General features: G+C 67.3%; 15 protein-coding genes. 7 read left to right on the top strand and 8 right to left on the bottom strand.

Features of this window, described 5'->3' with window-relative positions; translation table 11 throughout:
- Window positions 1–6 precede the first annotated feature (6 nt).
- Window positions 7–1,257: an MBL fold metallo-hydrolase gene (locus J7656_RS03480; protein WP_211554107.1), complete on the top strand. Its 1,251-nt coding sequence runs from the start codon at window positions 7–9 to the stop codon at window positions 1,255–1,257.
- A 31-nt stretch (window positions 1,258–1,288) separates the two neighbouring features.
- On the opposite strand, the gene J7656_RS03475 is transcribed toward J7656_RS03480, so the two are convergent.
- Window positions 1,289–1,879, bottom strand: coding sequence for a DUF7344 domain-containing protein (locus tag J7656_RS03475; RefSeq protein WP_211554105.1), 591 nt, complete (start codon window positions 1,877–1,879; stop codon window positions 1,289–1,291).
- Window positions 1,880–2,371: 492 nt separating this feature from the next.
- On the opposite strand from J7656_RS03475, the gene J7656_RS03470 reads away from it, so the two are divergent.
- Window positions 2,372–2,926 (top strand): hypothetical protein, encoded by a 555-nt coding sequence (locus tag J7656_RS03470; protein ID WP_211554104.1) that lies wholly within the window; start codon window positions 2,372–2,374, stop codon window positions 2,924–2,926.
- Window positions 2,927–3,077: 151 nt separating this feature from the next.
- On the opposite strand, the gene J7656_RS03465 is transcribed toward J7656_RS03470, so the two are convergent.
- The 3 genes from J7656_RS03465 to J7656_RS03455 form a co-directional block, all read right to left on the bottom strand.
- On the bottom strand, window positions 3,078–3,656 hold the full coding sequence (locus J7656_RS03465; RefSeq protein ID WP_211554103.1) for a DUF7344 domain-containing protein: 579 nt from the start codon (window positions 3,654–3,656) through the stop codon (window positions 3,078–3,080).
- 561 nt (window positions 3,657–4,217) lie between these two features.
- Window positions 4,218–5,225, bottom strand: coding sequence for a hypothetical protein (locus J7656_RS03460; protein WP_211554102.1), 1,008 nt, complete (start codon window positions 5,223–5,225; stop codon window positions 4,218–4,220).
- Window positions 5,226–5,485: 260 nt separating this feature from the next.
- Window positions 5,486–5,743 (bottom strand): hypothetical protein, encoded by a 258-nt coding sequence (locus tag J7656_RS03455; RefSeq protein WP_211554101.1) that lies wholly within the window; start codon window positions 5,741–5,743, stop codon window positions 5,486–5,488.
- Window positions 5,744–5,860: 117 nt separating this feature from the next.
- On the opposite strand from J7656_RS03455, the gene J7656_RS03450 reads away from it, so the two are divergent.
- The 4 genes from J7656_RS03450 to J7656_RS03435 all read left to right on the top strand — a co-directional run bounded on the left by J7656_RS03450 (window position 5,861) and on the right by J7656_RS03435 (window position 9,259).
- A complete protein-coding gene (locus tag J7656_RS03450; protein ID WP_211554100.1) occupies window positions 5,861–6,712 on the top strand; it encodes an inositol monophosphatase family protein in 852 nt (283 codons plus the stop codon).
- Between the two features lie 418 nt (window positions 6,713–7,130).
- The gene (locus tag J7656_RS03445) at window positions 7,131–7,661 is read left to right on the top strand and encodes a DUF5817 domain-containing protein (protein WP_211554099.1); all 531 of its coding nucleotides are present in this window, start codon (window positions 7,131–7,133) and stop codon (window positions 7,659–7,661) included.
- Between the two features lie 69 nt (window positions 7,662–7,730).
- Window positions 7,731–8,750, top strand: a complete 1,020-nt coding sequence (locus J7656_RS03440; RefSeq protein WP_211554098.1) for a DUF7490 domain-containing protein — start codon at window positions 7,731–7,733, stop codon at window positions 8,748–8,750.
- Window positions 8,747–9,259: a DUF8060 family membrane protein gene (locus tag J7656_RS03435; RefSeq protein ID WP_211554096.1), complete on the top strand. Its 513-nt coding sequence runs from the start codon at window positions 8,747–8,749 to the stop codon at window positions 9,257–9,259. Before J7656_RS03440 ends, J7656_RS03435 begins: the two co-directional genes overlap by 4 nt.
- Window positions 9,260–9,459: 200 nt before the next feature.
- Here J7656_RS03435 and J7656_RS03430 read toward each other — a convergent pair whose 3' ends face one another.
- Entirely contained in the window at window positions 9,460–9,852 is a 393-nt protein-coding gene (locus J7656_RS03430) for a DUF8113 family protein (protein WP_017343897.1), read from the bottom strand.
- A 91-nt stretch (window positions 9,853–9,943) separates the two neighbouring features.
- Complete coding sequence (locus J7656_RS03425) at window positions 9,944–10,783, bottom strand: Rieske (2Fe-2S) protein (protein WP_211554094.1); 840 nt, start codon at window positions 10,781–10,783, stop codon at window positions 9,944–9,946.
- A gap of 224 nt (window positions 10,784–11,007) precedes the next feature.
- Between J7656_RS03425 and ppc the strand changes: the two genes are divergently transcribed.
- Window positions 11,008–13,710 carry a phosphoenolpyruvate carboxylase gene (gene ppc / locus J7656_RS03420; RefSeq protein WP_211554092.1) on the top strand — a complete coding sequence of 901 codons (2,703 nt, stop codon included), beginning with the start codon at window positions 11,008–11,010 and terminating at the stop codon, window positions 13,708–13,710.
- Between the two features lie 33 nt (window positions 13,711–13,743).
- On the opposite strand, the gene J7656_RS03415 is transcribed toward ppc, so the two are convergent.
- Both J7656_RS03415 and J7656_RS03410 read right to left on the bottom strand, forming a co-directional pair.
- Window positions 13,744–14,268, bottom strand: a complete 525-nt coding sequence (locus J7656_RS03415) for an MOSC domain-containing protein (protein WP_211554091.1) — start codon at window positions 14,266–14,268, stop codon at window positions 13,744–13,746.
- 324 nt (window positions 14,269–14,592) lie between these two features.
- Window positions 14,593–15,048, bottom strand: a complete 456-nt coding sequence (locus J7656_RS03410) for a 30S ribosomal protein S19e (protein WP_017343893.1) — start codon at window positions 15,046–15,048, stop codon at window positions 14,593–14,595.
- Window positions 15,049–15,071 lie beyond the last annotated feature (23 nt).

Raw genomic sequence — 15,071 nt, 5'->3', positions numbered from 1 at the left:
TCGCCGATGGAGTTGGAGTTCCTCGGCGGCGCCCGCGAGGTCGGCCGGAGCGCCCTCCTCGTCGACGACGCGCTGCTGCTGGACTACGGGCTCATGACCGCGGACCCGCCGCGGTATCCCGTGCGCGACCCCGAGCCGGAGGCGGTCGTCGTCTCGCACGGGCACCTCGACCACGTCGGCGCGGTCCCCGCGCTGCTGAAGGGCGACCGACGGCCGCCGGTCCACTGGACGCCGCCGACGGGCGAACTCGCGCGCACGCTCGCCGAGGACACCCTGAAGCTCCACGGCAACAGCCCGCTGTGTCCGTTCGGCGCCGAACACGTCGCGCGGCTGGGCGAGGTCGAGCGGCGGCACGGCTACGAGGACCCCTTCCCGGTCGCGGGCGGAATCGACGGCGGGGGGTACGAGGTGACGCTGTTCTCGGCGGGCCACATTCCGGGCTCCGCGCACGTCCTCGTCGACGACGGCGACACGCGGCTGCTGTACACCGGCGACTTCCACACCGACGACCAGCGGCTGGTCGCGGGGACGACCGTGCGGCCCGACGCCGACGTCGTCGTCTGCGAGTCCACTTACGCCGACGTGACCCACGAGGACCGCGCCGCGGTGGAGTCGGCGTGGGCCGACAGCGTGGAGCGGACGATCTGGGAGGGCGGCACCGTCGTCGCGCCCGCGTTCGCCATCGGGCGGACGCAGGAGCTGCTCCTCGTCGCGGCCGCGCACGGGCTCACCCCGTACGTCGACGGGATGGGCGTCGAGGTGACGGAGATGCTCCGGCGGTATCCGTCGTTCCTGCGCGACGCGGACGCGTTCGGCGAGGCGGTCGGTCGCGCGCGGGTCGTCACGGGCCGCGACGGGCAGCGCGAGCGGATCGCGGCCGAGAACGCGCTCGTCGTCACCACCTCGGGGATGCTCGCGGGCGGGCCGGTCCACACCTACCTCCCGGAGATCCGAACGAACCCGACGAACCTCGTGACGCTCACGGGGTATCAGGTGGAGGGGACGCCGGGGCGCGAACTCCAAGAGCGCGGGCAGTTGGAACTTAACGGCCGGGTTCAGCCCGTGAGCGCGCGAGTGGAGTCGTACGACTTCTCCGCGCACGCGGACCGCGTGGGGCTGGAGTCGTTCCTGGCGTCGTATCGCGGGGCGCGCGTGCTAGTGAGCCACGGCGACCGCTGCGAGGCGTTCGCCGCGGATCTGCGGGGGGACGGGTTCGCGGCAAGTGCGCCGGCGATCGGGGAGCGGATCGAGCTGTAACCGCGTCGAACGGAGGAGACCGCGTCCCGAGTTATTTTCCCCGCCCGCGCAGTTCGGGCGGCTCTTCGAGGTTCCCCAGCCGAGCGCGCTCCCCGTAGTGGTAGTGGAGCAGCGCGGAGACGGTGAAGGCGGTGACGACGAACACAGCGACGGTGCTCCCGTCGAGCGCGGCGAAGCCCGGCACGCCGACCGCGACAGCGACGAGGACGAGCCCCGCGAGGACGGCGAGCCCGAAGTAGTAGAGGCTCCAGGGTATCTCGCGTCCGCGTAACACCTCGATGTACACGTCAAGGTCGTCGAGCGTCGGGGTCGGCTCGACGAGGTTCGCCTCCTCGTCGACGCGGACCACGTTCTTCTCCTCCAGCTTCGGCAGGTGGATGCGCTGGAGCGTGCTGTACACGTTCCGGCGGTCCTCGTACTTGACCGCGTCCGGGTCGACGCCACGCTCCCACGCGGTGACGTGCGTGGAGAGCTCGGACACGTCGACCGGCCCCTCCGCGCGCTTGAGCGCGTGGATGACGAACCGCCGGCGGCGGTTAGAGAGCATCTCGAAGACGTCGTCTTCGGACAGGTCGTCGACCTCCGAGCGCGGTTCGGCCGTCGGTGCGGTGGTGGAGCCCATGCGATTGTTTCCTCCTCGTCGGCGTTCGTCTCGGTTCGGAACGTCCGGTTTCGGGCGATACTGTTCGAGCTATTCACATAAACCAGTTGGATAGTTAATCTGTTACTCTCAACCGGATGAGAAGAGATAACACGTCTCGTTGTCCGCGCAGGAAGGTCCTAACCCGCGGTTGGGTCTGTATACCGTCGAAACGACCATTTGTGGTCGGGTTTCAGGCGGGCCCCGATGGTCGGCGCAATCGGTCGATTCGAGTTGAGTACGTGCTGTCGAGGAGTTCAGGACCGTCTCGTCGGCGGCAACGAGGCGAGCGTGTGGGGCGACGATCAGAAGCCGAGGATCCGACGGGATCCCCCGGTGGGCCAACGGGAATCTCATAACGAAGTACCACCCGTCGTATGTATTTTCCAAGCACTCCCGGCCCGGACGGCGGGTCGCGGGGGTGCGTGAACACAGGTGAGATACGATATGGACCGACGCAAATTCGTGATCGGAATGGGATCGCTCGCTGCCGGCGGGGCAGCCGCAATGGGAACAGGTGCGTTCGCAAGCGTGGAAGCAACCCGTAGTGTCAACGTCAACGTGGCAGGGGACGGAAGCGCGTACCTAGGCTTGATTGACACGTCACCGTACGCAGAGACGAACGGGAAACAGATGCAACTGAATTTCGCTGGCAACGGCGACGGTGGGAGCGGTATTAATGCCGATTCAGTGTCGACATTTGATGGGGTGTTCAAAATGGTCAATAATGGCCCCAACGAACTTGACATCACCATCGATAAGTCCGGACTGGCTAACCCAGACGACTGGCATTTTGTCCCCAAGGAAGTCTACGAAGAATACAGCGGTAACTACCCTGAAGATAGTTTCTACCCGAGTTGGGACGACTTCGGAGGTTACGACAGTACGAACGCGAGTGGAGGTGGCCTCTCTTCAGGCGGTGAAACACTGGTTGGGGTTGCGATTGACGCACGCGATGAGAATAGCGTGCCAGGAGGAGAAATCACGTTCGCTGTTACCGACGCGGATGGACCGTACGGCAGCAACTAACGAGAGCTGATACGCTCAGTCTATCTTTTGTTTTCACTGTCAGCATAATCAAGACGTATTTTCATCGTTCGATGGACAAGCCCTGAGGGACTGACTAAATAGTAGTACTTTGGACACAATCAAGCCGACCACGACCGTTCAGCTACCAAAATTACTCCCTCTCGCGCAGCTCGGGCGGCTTCTCAAGATTCCCCAGCCGAGCACGCTCGCCGTAGTAATAGTGGAGCGCGGCGGAGACCGCGAACGCGGTGACGACGAAGACGGCCGCGGCGGTCGCGTCGAGTGCAGCGAACAGGGGTACCTCGACCGCGACGGCGACTTGGACGAGCGCCGCCAGCACCGCGAGCCCGAGGTAGTAGAGGCTCCACGGGATCTCGCGTCCGCGCAGCACCTCGATGTACACGTCGAGGTCGTCGAGCGTCGGGGTCGGCTCGACCACCTTCGCCTCGTCGTCGTACTCCACCACGTCGTGCTCGTCGAGCTTCGGCAGGTGGGTGCGCGTGAGGACCGTGTGGACGTTCCGGCGGTCGTCGTAGTCGATCGTCTCGGGGTCGACCCCGCGCTCCCACGCGGTGATGCGCGTCGAGAGGTCCGCGACCTCCATCGGCTCGCCCGCGTGTTTCAGCGCGTGAATGGTGAACCGGCGGCGGCGGTTCGCCAGCAGTTCGAAGATCGTTTCCTCCGGCAGCGATACGTCGCCCGTCGTTCCCAGCGGCGTCGTCGAGAGCATCGTGTGGCGTGCGCCGACCGAGATCGTGAGTAGATCTCCTGTTCGGCGTTTTACACGATACTGTGCGCTGGGCCACATAAATCGATCCGATACTTGATCTGAGAGGATCTGATTCTCGCCGGTTCTTCCGGTCCCTACGACCGGGTCAAGCGGTGCTTGAAACGGTGAATTCCGGGGTAAAACCGGCGATTCGAGTTCTTTTCCGTGATTCGACGTGATTTTGGGTTTAGGTCCCGGTCGAGGTGGGATCAACCGGTACCTGTGGCGCTTCGAGGTCGCGTCGTGACTGGTTTCGGGTGCGCATACGATACTTCGAGCGTGTCATAACGACATTGGATAGGGTGGCTCTGTTGAAACCCTCTTCTTCATAGATATCCTCGCCTGAAACAATCGGTCGATGAGAGTTGCATATTGATTTCTTGAATATTATCAGTCAGCAGGGGATTGTTCAGTGTAGTTGCTGAGTTCACCACCTACAGTTGAATGTAATCCCTCAAAATATCAAAATTTCACAAAATAAGTATAGCTGCCGCGGACCGGCTCCGCGGCGTCAGCCAATAATTACTCGGCCGCGGTATTAGAGTCGCCAGTAACGCCGGAGTCAGAGCCGAGATTTTGCGCACTCACTCCGAACTGCGCGGTTTCCACGATGATACCGACATGATCCGTGTTGTTTCGAAGAACGTTATACGGAATCCCTGCACCATCACTGTACGAGTCGAAGCTCTGGTAACCATCTTCTCCCTCCATGACAAGCCGTGAGTTACCTTCGTCAATATCAGACTCTTCTAGCCCGTCAATCTGTTCTACAGCAATAGATTTCTGTTCACTATCTGCGAGATTGCTGAACTCTTCTTCATCTGCCACGTCCTCAATCTGGTCATAATCAACGCGATATTTGAGCTGACTCAGGTTTGGACGCTGAAGTTCAATGGTGTATCGGAGCTGAACGGTCGTTGTCTCAGACGATCCATTTCCGGCGTCATCGTTGTTGTTGTCAAATGGAGCCGTATCGCTTGCTGCACCGTAGTAACCGGCGTTTTGATCCGGGAAGTTATTCTGCGGCGTCGGGCCGCTACCGACGGGTTCAGACTCGTTCACGTAGTTCTCCGCGGACCCAAGGCTCGTCCCTGAAAGGAAGGAACTCAGGTCGGCGTCCCCGTAAGAGCCCCAATTCCATCCATCATAGTCGGGACGGCCTTGTTCGTCAGCGATGACGAGCGGCCCCAGACCCCCGTTGTTACTGTTTGGTCGGCTGAAGGTGCCGCTAGTTCCGATGTCTTCTGCACTTAGCCACGGCGTCGCACGGTAGATCGGCTGCCAGTCACCACCAGCGACCTTTGCTTCCAAAAGCCAGAAGACCTTCCCGACTGCATCGTCCAGACCGGACCAGTTGACATTAAACGCGGGATCAACAGTAACTTTACTGACATCACCACGATCATTTGAGACTGTACTGGGCCCAGTAGCACTGATACTGACCGTAGACGCAGCCGCCCCTCCAGTCATCGACATCACTCCCGCACCACCTGCTACGGTTGCTGCTCCAATACCTCCGACCAGCTTCATAAATTTCCGTCGGTTACTCATGGATTTGCGTATTGTTTCGTGCTATCCGTCTGCTCCTGTTGACATCGCAGCAGAGGCATGACACACGGATAGCACGTACTATCGCAAATGATTTCCAATAGTATGGTTATTAACTGCCAGAAGGACGTTGAGTAGACCCAGAAACCAGTCAAGTCCTTCTTGAATGTATTCAGACCTCCCTTTAATTATCCGGACTCCTTATAACGGGATTTGATACTATAGTTTTGTTACGTCTAATCTTACTCCCCGCCGTCGGTGTACGCCCAGTCGTCGAGTACGCGCTCGGCGACCGCGTTCGCCTCCGCCGGCGAGGGGCAGGAGCCGGCGACGACCTCCCGGGAGAGCTCGCCCGCGAGGTCGTACACCGCGCTCCCGTCCGCGCGCTCGGCCACGCGCTCGAAGGTGGGCCGGTAGCCGGCGGCGGCGCGCTGACCGATCTCGTCGAGCGAGGCGTCGATGGTGTACTCCAGCTGACGGACCGCTTCCTCTGGTTCCATACGCGAACCACCGGGGCCGATCCACTTAAAGGTACTCGGATTCGGAAATGAGTTAATTCCGCGGTGTCCCCCGCGTCGAACCGACGTTTATACGCCGCCGGAGCGGCGACTGGCGCCATGACCGACGCAGACGAGCGCGGCGACGAGGCCGTGCCCCCCGTCGCGGACCGCGCGGACGACGTCGCCGAGCGCGCCGCGGTCGCGAGACGCGCCGCGGAGGCGGGCGCGGCCGTCGCACACGAAAGCTTCCGGAGCGACATCGCGGTGGAGACGAAAGGCGAGGACGACGTGGTGACCGAGGCCGACCGCGCCGCCCAGCGCACCGTCATCGAGGCGATCCGCGAGTCGTTCCCGGACGACGCGGTCGTGGGCGAGGAGGAGGACGAGCGCAAGACCGTGCCCGAGGAGGGCGCCGCGTGGGTGATCGACCCCATCGACGGGACGAACAACTACGTCCGCGACGTGCGCGTGTGGGCGACCGCGGTCGCGGCCGTCGTCGACGGCGAACCGGTGGCGGCGGCGATCGTCGCGCCCGCGCTCGGCGACACCTACACCGCCGACGCCACGGGCGCGTACCGCAACGGCGAGCCGATCGCGGTGAGCGACGTGGACGAGCCCCGCAAGGCCGCCGTCGACCCGACGATCTGGTGGGCGTACGACGCCCGCGACGAGTACACCCGCGCGTGCGAGGCGATCGTGACGCGCTTCGGCGACATGCGCCGGCTCGGCGCCGCGCAGGTGGTGCTGCCGACCGTCGCGGCCGGCGGGCTGGAGGGAACGATCACGAACCTCCGCGCGAACCCCTGGGATACGGTTGCGGGTGTGTTCGTGATCCGGCAGGCGGGCGGCCGCGTGACGGACCTAGAGGGAGACCGCTGGCGCCACGACTCGAAGGGCGTGGTCGCCTCCAACGGCGCCCTCCACGACGAGGTGCTGGCAGCCGCCCGAGCGATCGAGGACCCCGATTGAGCGCGGCTATTTATACGAAGTATTGGCGGCGCGCCGCCGAGCGGCCGCCCTCGGCGGCCGCGAGGTGCCCGCGAGGGAGGCGGCGGCCCGGCGCGGCTCCGCCTGCGCCGGGCCGTCCGCCGAGGCTGGGGAGGTGAGAGGTGCGGGGCTGTGCGGGCGGGCGGGACTCGAAGGGGCAGTCGCGAGGCGGTCAGAGGCGACGCAAGCACTGGAAGGAGCGAACGCAGTGAGCGACTGAAGCGCACAGCGAGCGTCTGACCGCCTCGCGGCTGGGGCTTCGATGGCGTTCGTGTCGCTTCGCTACTTATAAGCAGTATCGTCGTACGGCCGAGCGGCTGGGGCTTCAATAGTGGCCACCGTCACAGCGAGTACAACGTACAGCCGAGGGTTCAAATTCGGGGCCGGCGAATCCACTCGTATGTACGCGGTCGTCGGCTGCAACGAGTGCGCCAACATGTGGCTGGTCACGGACCCGGAGACGAGCGAGACGGCGAAGTGCTCGCGGTGCGGCAAGACCCACCGCACCGCGAAGCTCAAGCGCTTCTTCGAGTCCGAGGACCGCGCGGCCGCCCGGCAGGCGCGGTCCGCCCTGCTCGCGAAGAAGCGCGGCGACAGCGCGGCGTTCGCCGAGGTCGACCACGTGGCCGACCTCGAAGCCGCCGTCGAGGACGCCGGCATCGACGACCGCGAGTACCTCGAAGCGTCCGGGCTCGACGCCGACGCGGTCGACGCGGCCGGCGACCGAGCGGAGGGCGGCGGGGGCAGCTCCCGGAGCCGCACCGAGGTCGTCCGCGACGCGATCGAGGCCGTCGACGACCCCACCGAGGCGGCGGTCGTGGAGCGGGCCGCAGCGGAGGGGGTTCCCGCCGACGCGGCCCGCGAGATCCTGACCCGCCTCGCGCGCCGCGGCGAGGTCACCGAGTCGAACGGGCGGTATCGCGTCCTCTGAGGCCGGTTCCGGACGCCTCGGAGCGGATCCCGGACAAAGCACTTATATCGCGGTCGTGAGGGGTCGCACATGGACACCCGCACAGCCCTCCTGGCGGCCGCCGCCGCCCTCCTCGTCGCGAGCGCGGTCGGCGCCGTCGCCGCGCCCGGCGCCATCAGCGACCCGCGAGCGACGGACGAACCGCCCGGGGACATCCGCGTCGCCGGCGCGACCGTCGCGCCCGGCGACGTGCGCGGCGAGACCGCCGAGCTCCGGCTCGGCACCGACCTCCGCCACCGCGGCTCGCCGGTCGAGAACGTCACGGTCCGCCACCGCGCTATCGGCGCCGAGTCCGGCCTCCTCGTCGACGAGACCACCGTCGACGTCGGCGACGTCGACTTCGACGGCGAACGCACCGTCAACGGCACCGTGACCGTCGAGCGCGAGGGCGGCTACCGCATCGAGACGGTCGTCTTCGCGGACGGCCAGCGCCGCGAGCAACAGACCACGCGCGTCGCCGGCGTCGCGGCGCTCACGCCGGACTACGCGGACACGCAGGTCGGCTTCACCGACGGGTCCGTCTGGCCGACCGTCGCCGTGAGCGTCGTCGAGGCCGACAACGAGACCGCGACCCTGTCGGCGTCGGTCTCGGTGACGAACCGCGGCGACGAGGCCAGCGAGGACGTCGACCTCCGCCTCTACCTCCGGCAGGCGGAGTCGAACGTGATCGCCGCGGACGCGACGGAGACGGTCGGGGCCGTCCGCCCCGGCCGTACCGACACCGTGACGACGACCGTCGAGGTGCCGGCCGGCTACAACTACTACGTCGACGCCGCGCTGTTCGACGACGACGTGCTCGTCGACGAGACGCAAGGCGTCGCGAACCTGAACCCGCGGGAGACGATCACCGCCAACGAGACCGTCCGCGACGTGGAGTTCTCCGTCGAGGACTTCCAGCGCGGCGGCGACGCGGGCGACGACATCGGCGGGGACGGCGCCGACCGCGCTCCGACGGACGGTGCCACCGACGACTCGACGCCCGGATTCGGCCCGCTCGTCGCGCTCGTCGCGCTCGTCGTCGCGGCGCTGACCGCGCGGAGGCGACGATGACGAACGACCGGCCCCGCGACGGCCCGACCGACGATCCGGACGCCGACGAACCGGCGACGGACCCCGCGACAGACGACCCCGCGACCGACGACGGCGATCACACCCCCGACCCACCACAGCCAATGACAGACGACACCGACGCGACCGACCGCACGGACCCCGAACGCACGGCGACCGCTCCCGACCGCACGGAGGCGGACGCCGACCGCACCGACGCGAACGGATGGACGGAGCCGGTCGACGCCGGCGGGCTCGACCGCCTCTCGACCGACGACCTCCGCGGCCTGCTCGACCGAGTCGGGCTGGCCGCGCTGTCGCTGCTCGCGGTCGTGGCCGGCTGGGGCTTCTACAGCCAGTCCGGCAACGCGATCCGCACGTGGTTCGACCCGGCCTACCAGTCCGTCGCGCTCGCCGTGTTCAACCTCGCGGTCCTGCTCGTCGCGCTCGCGGGCGTGACCCACCAGCTCCGCCGGATCCGCGCGACGGAGTCCGACGGCGCCGACCGGTAATCGCGCCGGGAACGGACCGAGCGGTGACCGCGCGGGAACGGACCGAGCGGTGACCGCGCGGGAACGGACCGAGCGGTGACCGCGCGGGAACGGACCGAGCGGTGACCGCGCGGGAACGGACCGAGCGGTGACCGCGCGGGAACGGACCGAGCGGTGACCGCGCGGGAACGGACCGAGCGGTGACCGGCGCGACGGGGCCGTTACTCGTCGGGGATCTGGTCGGTGCTGGCCGGGATCTGTTCGACCTGTCCCGCGAGCGTCGCGGCGTCGCCGGCGACGGTAGAGGGCTCGACGCCCGCCTCGCCCGCGACCAGCCTGACGTGCGCGGCGAGCAGCGCGAGCGCCCGGAGCCCGGCGCCGTCGGCGTCGTCGTCGGTGCGCTGGGCGAACGTGGTGTCGACCTCGCCGTCGCGGACGACGCCGACGTGGACCGCGTCGACGCCGTCGCCGTCGAGGAGGTCGCGGGCGCGGGCGAGTTCCGTCTCGAACTCGTCGCCGGAAGGCGCGTCGGCGGCGTCCGTCGAGCCGTCGGCGGTCTCGGAGCGATCCGCTCCGTCGGGCGCGTCGGCGTCTGCGGGGTCGTCCTCGCTCATGTCAGTCCCTCGGGCGAGCGGCGTGAAAAGCGCGGCGACGGCTGTGCGGGACGCCGATCGGGAGGAGAAAGACGGGTCTGCGACGGACGCGTTACTCTTCCGGGCGGGGCCGCGCGATGAACAGCGCCTCTTCGATGGTGAACGGGTCGTACGTCGACTGGTGGCAGACGCAGTAGGTCCCGTTGGCGGCGTCGTAGCGGGCGGACTCCTCTAACACCTTGTAGCCCGGGATACAACAGAAGTGGGTACAGACGTTGAGATACGCCATGAACCCCTGGTCGGTCGACGCCTGTAGCCACTCGTCGTTCTGGGCCGCCTCCTCGATCTGGGGCGAGCGGATGACGATCGCGCCGAGGTTCGTCTCGGCGTCCTCGGAGCGCCACGTGACCGACGCCGGCTTGCCGACGCCGTCGCTGCCGATCCCGTTGCCCCACTCGGTGTAGTCCGAGAAGTCGTCGATATGGATCCGGTCGCCGCCCGAGTAGGTGTTCGACTGCCAGTCGTACGGCGGGGCGCTCGCGGACCGGAACAGGTTGTCCGACTCGAAGTTCGGCTGGACGTTCTCCTGGGACTCGACGCCGCAGTACTGGAACCACGCGCCGGCGTAGGTGAATCCGCCGAGCTCCTCTTGGGCGACCTCGATCTCCTGACCCTCCTGGGTGACGGTGGTCGTCTCGGGCCAGATCCCCTCGACGTAGCCCTCGTCGGTGACCTGGACCGGAATCTGCGGGAGCCCGCGGGGCGCCGGACCGCCGGTCTGCGCGATCGTCTTCGCGATCGTCGACCCGCCGCCGACGCCGCCGGCGGTCGTCAGGGTGTTCACGGTCGCCGACCCCATCGCGCCGACCCCCGCGAGGGCCGCGCCGCCGACGACGCCCTTCACGAAGCGTCGCCGCCCGGACTCAGACGGATACTTGTCGGACGCACTCATACACGTACCTGCGGTTGGATCGGTAAAAAGGGTGACGAACCCTCCACCGGCGCGAGAATCGGAGCCCTCGTCGGTCGACACCGACGCCTCGAGTCGGGGCACCGACGACCGCGGCGTCTCGGCGCCGGTTACACAGGAACGTTCGTGACTGAATTAACTCGGAACCGAGGCAAACATTCGTTCAGACCGCGGTTTTAACCGATCGCGACCGCAGTGTGCGTGGTATGGAGTTGCACAATCGGGACGTGCGGACGGACGTTCGGGAACTCGGGGCGCTGGTGGGAGACGTATTGGCCGCGCAGGCCTCGACCGAGGCGTACGAGACGGTCGAGACGCTTCGGAACGCGGCGATCGACTATCGACGGGGAGACGCCCCGAACCGCGACGCCCTCCACGAGGCGGTCGACGACCTCTCGACGACCCGCGAGGAGGTCGTCGCCCGCGCGTTCACGACCTACTTCGAACTGATCAACCTCGCCGAGGAGCGCGAGCGCGTCCGCGCGGTCCGGAACGCCGACGACGGGACCGCCCTCCACGACTCCTTCGACGCGACGATCGCCGAGTTCGCCGAGGCCGGCGTCGACGCCGACGAGTTAGAGGCGCTGCTCGCGGACGTGCTCATCGAGCCGACGTTCACCGCCCACCCGACGGAGGCCCGGCGGTCGACCGTGAAGTCGAAGCTCCGTTCCATCGCGAACCACCTGGGCGAGCTCGACGAGCGCAACCTCACCGACCGCGAGCGGCGCGCCATCTGGCGCGACGTCACCGCCGAGGTGACCAGCCTGTGGGGCACCCGCCAGGTCCGACAACGGGCGCCCGAGCCGGAAGACGAGGCGCGGAACGTCCAGTGGTACCTCGAGAACACCCTCTTCGACGTCGTCGGTGACGCCTACGAGGAGTTCGAGGAGACCATCTCGAAGGAGTACGACGACGTCGACTGCCCGAAGCTCTTCGAGTTCCGCTCGTGGGCCGGCTCCGACCGCGACGGCAACCCGTTCGTCACCCCCGAGGTGACCGACGAGACGCTCGAACGCCAGCGCGAGGTCGCCGTCGAGAAGTACCGCGACCGGTGTAAGCGGCTCTCGGCCGTGCTGAGCCAGGACGGCGACCGGTACGCCGCCGGCGACGCGCTCGCGCGCTCGCTCGCGGCCGACGCCGAGCGGTTCCCGACGGTCGTCGAGGAGGCGCGCGAGCGCTACCCCGATGAGCCGTACCGGCAGAAGCTCCGGCTGATGCGCGAGCGCCTCGACCGCGTCAACGACGTCCGCCCGGGCGAGTACCCCGACGGCGACGCCTTCCTCGACGACCTCGACGTCATCGCCGAGTCGCTGCGCGAGGACGGCCAGGAGTCGGTCCTCGAATCCTTCGTCGAGCCGTTCCGCCGGCAGGTGGACACGTTCGGGCTCACGCTGGCGTCGCTCGACTTACGCGACCACCGTGAGAACCACACTGAGGCCGTCGCTGAGGCGGTCGCGGTCGAGGGCGTCGACTACGAGGGGATGGACGAGGACGAGCGCGTCGACTTCCTCACCGAGGCGATCCTTCAAGAGGAGCCGGTCGTCGACATCGACGAGCCCGGCGACGTCTCGGAGACGACCGAGCGCGTCCTCGAACGGTTCGAGTCGTTCGCGGAGTGGCAGGAGGAGTACGGCCAGCAGGCGATCGACACCTACTGCATCTCGATGACGGAGGAGCCCAGCCACGTGCTGGAGGTGCTCTTCTTGTCCGATCAGGTCGGCGTCGTCTCCCTGCCCGACCACTGCGCGGTCGACGTGGTCCCGCTCCTCGAAACCGAGTCCGCGCTTAACGGCGCCGAGCGCATCCTCGGAACCCTCTTCGAGAACGAGGCGTACGGGAAGGCGCTGGAGGCGCGCGGCGAGGTCCAGGAGGTCATGCTCGGCTACTCCGACTCCAACAAGGAGAACGGGTTCCTCGCGGCGAACTGGGATCTCTACGAGAACCAGCGCCGGATCGCCCGGTTCTGCCGCGAGGAGGACGTGACGCTCCGGCTGTTCCACGGCCGCGGCGGCTCCATCTCCCGGGGCGGCGGCCCGATGAACGAGGCGCTGCTCGCGCTGCCGAACGAGACCGTCACCGGCCAGGTGAAGTTCACCGAGCAGGGCGAGGCCATCGCCGAGAAGTACGCCAACCCGCGGATCGCCGAGCGCGAGCTCGAACAGATGCTCGACGCGCAGATCCGCGCCCGGAAGGAGGCGAACGAGGAGCCGGTCGAGGAGGTCCCGGACCGCTGGGTGGAGGCGATGGAGATCATGGCGCCCGCGGCGCGGGAGACGTACCGCGACCTGCTGAACACGGACGGGTTCGTCTCGTACTTCGAACAGGCGACGCCGATCAGCGTCGTCGAGGACCTCAACCTCGGCTCGCGGCCCGCCTCGCGTTCGGGCGAGCGCAGCGTCGAGGACCTGCGCGCGATCCCGTGGGTGTTCTCGTGGACCCAGACCCGGCTCATCCTCCCCGGGTGGTACGCGATCGCCTCCGGGATCGACGCCTACCTCGACGAGGTCGGCGAGGAGGCGGGGATGGAGACGCTCCGCGAGATGTTCGACGAGTGGCCGTTCTTCCGGACCACGCTCGACAACGCCTCGCTGGCGCTCGCGCGCACCGAGCCGGAGATCGCCGCCGAGTACGCCGACCTGGCCGACGACGACCTCCGCGAGCGCTTCTTCCCCGAGCTCGTCGGCGAGTACGAGCGCGGGCGCGAACTGGTCCTGGAGATCAGCGGCCGCGACCAGCTGCTCCGCCGCGAGTGGCTCGAGGAGAGCCTCGACCGCCGCAACCCCTACGTCGATCCCCTGAACCTCCTCCAGGCGAACCTGCTCGGCCGCACCCACCGCACCGACGAGGAGGAGCGCACCCTGCGGCTCACCGTCAACGGCATCGCCGCCGGGATGAAGAATACGGGATAGTCCGCGCGTCTCCCGCTCGTCCGCCGTCCTCCTTCAACAGTCCGCGTCGCCGATAGACTCTCCGTCTGCGTCGCCGGGAGGCGACCAAACCACGTCGTCCCCGACCGCGATCGTTCCCGACTCGACGATCCGAGCGTCGAGTCCGCCGCGGCCATCGAGCGCGGCCGCCGCGTCCGCCTCCTCCGCGAGGTCCGCCATGTACCCGCAGGGCTCGCAGTGACCGAGCCCCTCGAACACCGCCTCACCCACCCGGAACCGTTCGCCGACGAGGTCGTCGAGGGCGACGCCGCGCGTGGTGAGGTTGCGTCGATGGGCGCCCGCGTCGAGGTCGACGCCGAACTCCTCGGCCGCGGCCGCGAGCGCCTCCGCCTCGATCAGCGTGACGTCGCTCGGCTCCAAGTCAGCCTGCTCGTTGTAGATCCCGTCGCCGTCGAAGTAGCGGTCGCCGCGAAGCCCCCGGTCGGCGACCGCCTCGACGGCCGTTCGCGGTTCCGGGTCGCCCCCCGTCCCCGAGGCGACGTGGATCCGTTCGACCGCGACGGCCTGCGAATCGGTCATGCGTGAATCACGCTCGGAGTCACGGCCGGGCTCGGCGCCGAGGGAGCAAGAAGCTGATGGCGGAGCGGCGGCGAACCGTACGATGCGAACCGCGACGGGAGCGAGGCGGATGGATCGGTGTCACCAAAATTCTGTATAGCGGTATTTGATACATTACGTGTGAGCGGCCGCAATCCACAAGCACGGTTCGCCGGAGAGAAACGGCCGCTACCGGGCGTTTCGGCCGCGTAATCAGGGAAACGACCACAAAGGCACTACGGCGGCCGCTAATGCGGGACAGCAGTCGCTAACGGAGTCGGACGGGTGAGAACGAAAAACAGCGCTCTACGCGTAGCGTTCGAGTTCCGGGCGGTCGAGATCTTCGAAGACCTCGGTCGCGACCTCGGAGAGGAACGCCTCGCCCTCGTCGGAGACGCGGCGCCCCTCGCCGCTCGCGGTCGTGACGAGTCCGTCCTCTTCGAGCGCCTGGAGCGCCGAACGGATGAGCTTGCGGGAGCCGCCCTCGTGCTCGCCAGGGCGAACGACGTAGCGGTTCGAGCCGCGCTTCTTCGAGCCGTACTCGGTCGCGAGCCGCTCGATGCCGATCGGCTCGTTCTGGGCGACCTTCCGCAGGAGGCTCGCGGAGCGGACGTACCAGAAGTCGTCCTGCTCCGGCGGGAGCTCCTTGCCGGCGCCGGTCTTGGCGAACTCGACCCAGTCGGGCTCGTCGATGCGGTCCTCGAGTCGCGCCGCGACGGCCTCGATGAGGTCGTCGGCCGGCACGTCGTAGATGGTTACCATTGGGTGTCGATTCACGCCAGCGT

The sequence above is a fragment of the Halorubrum ruber genome, from assembly GCF_018228765.1.
Lineage (GTDB): Archaea > Halobacteriota > Halobacteria > Halobacteriales > Haloferacaceae > Halorubrum > Halorubrum ruber.
The sequence above is the reverse complement of the archived record's forward strand: the minus strand, read 5'-3'. Positions and strand labels throughout refer to the sequence as shown.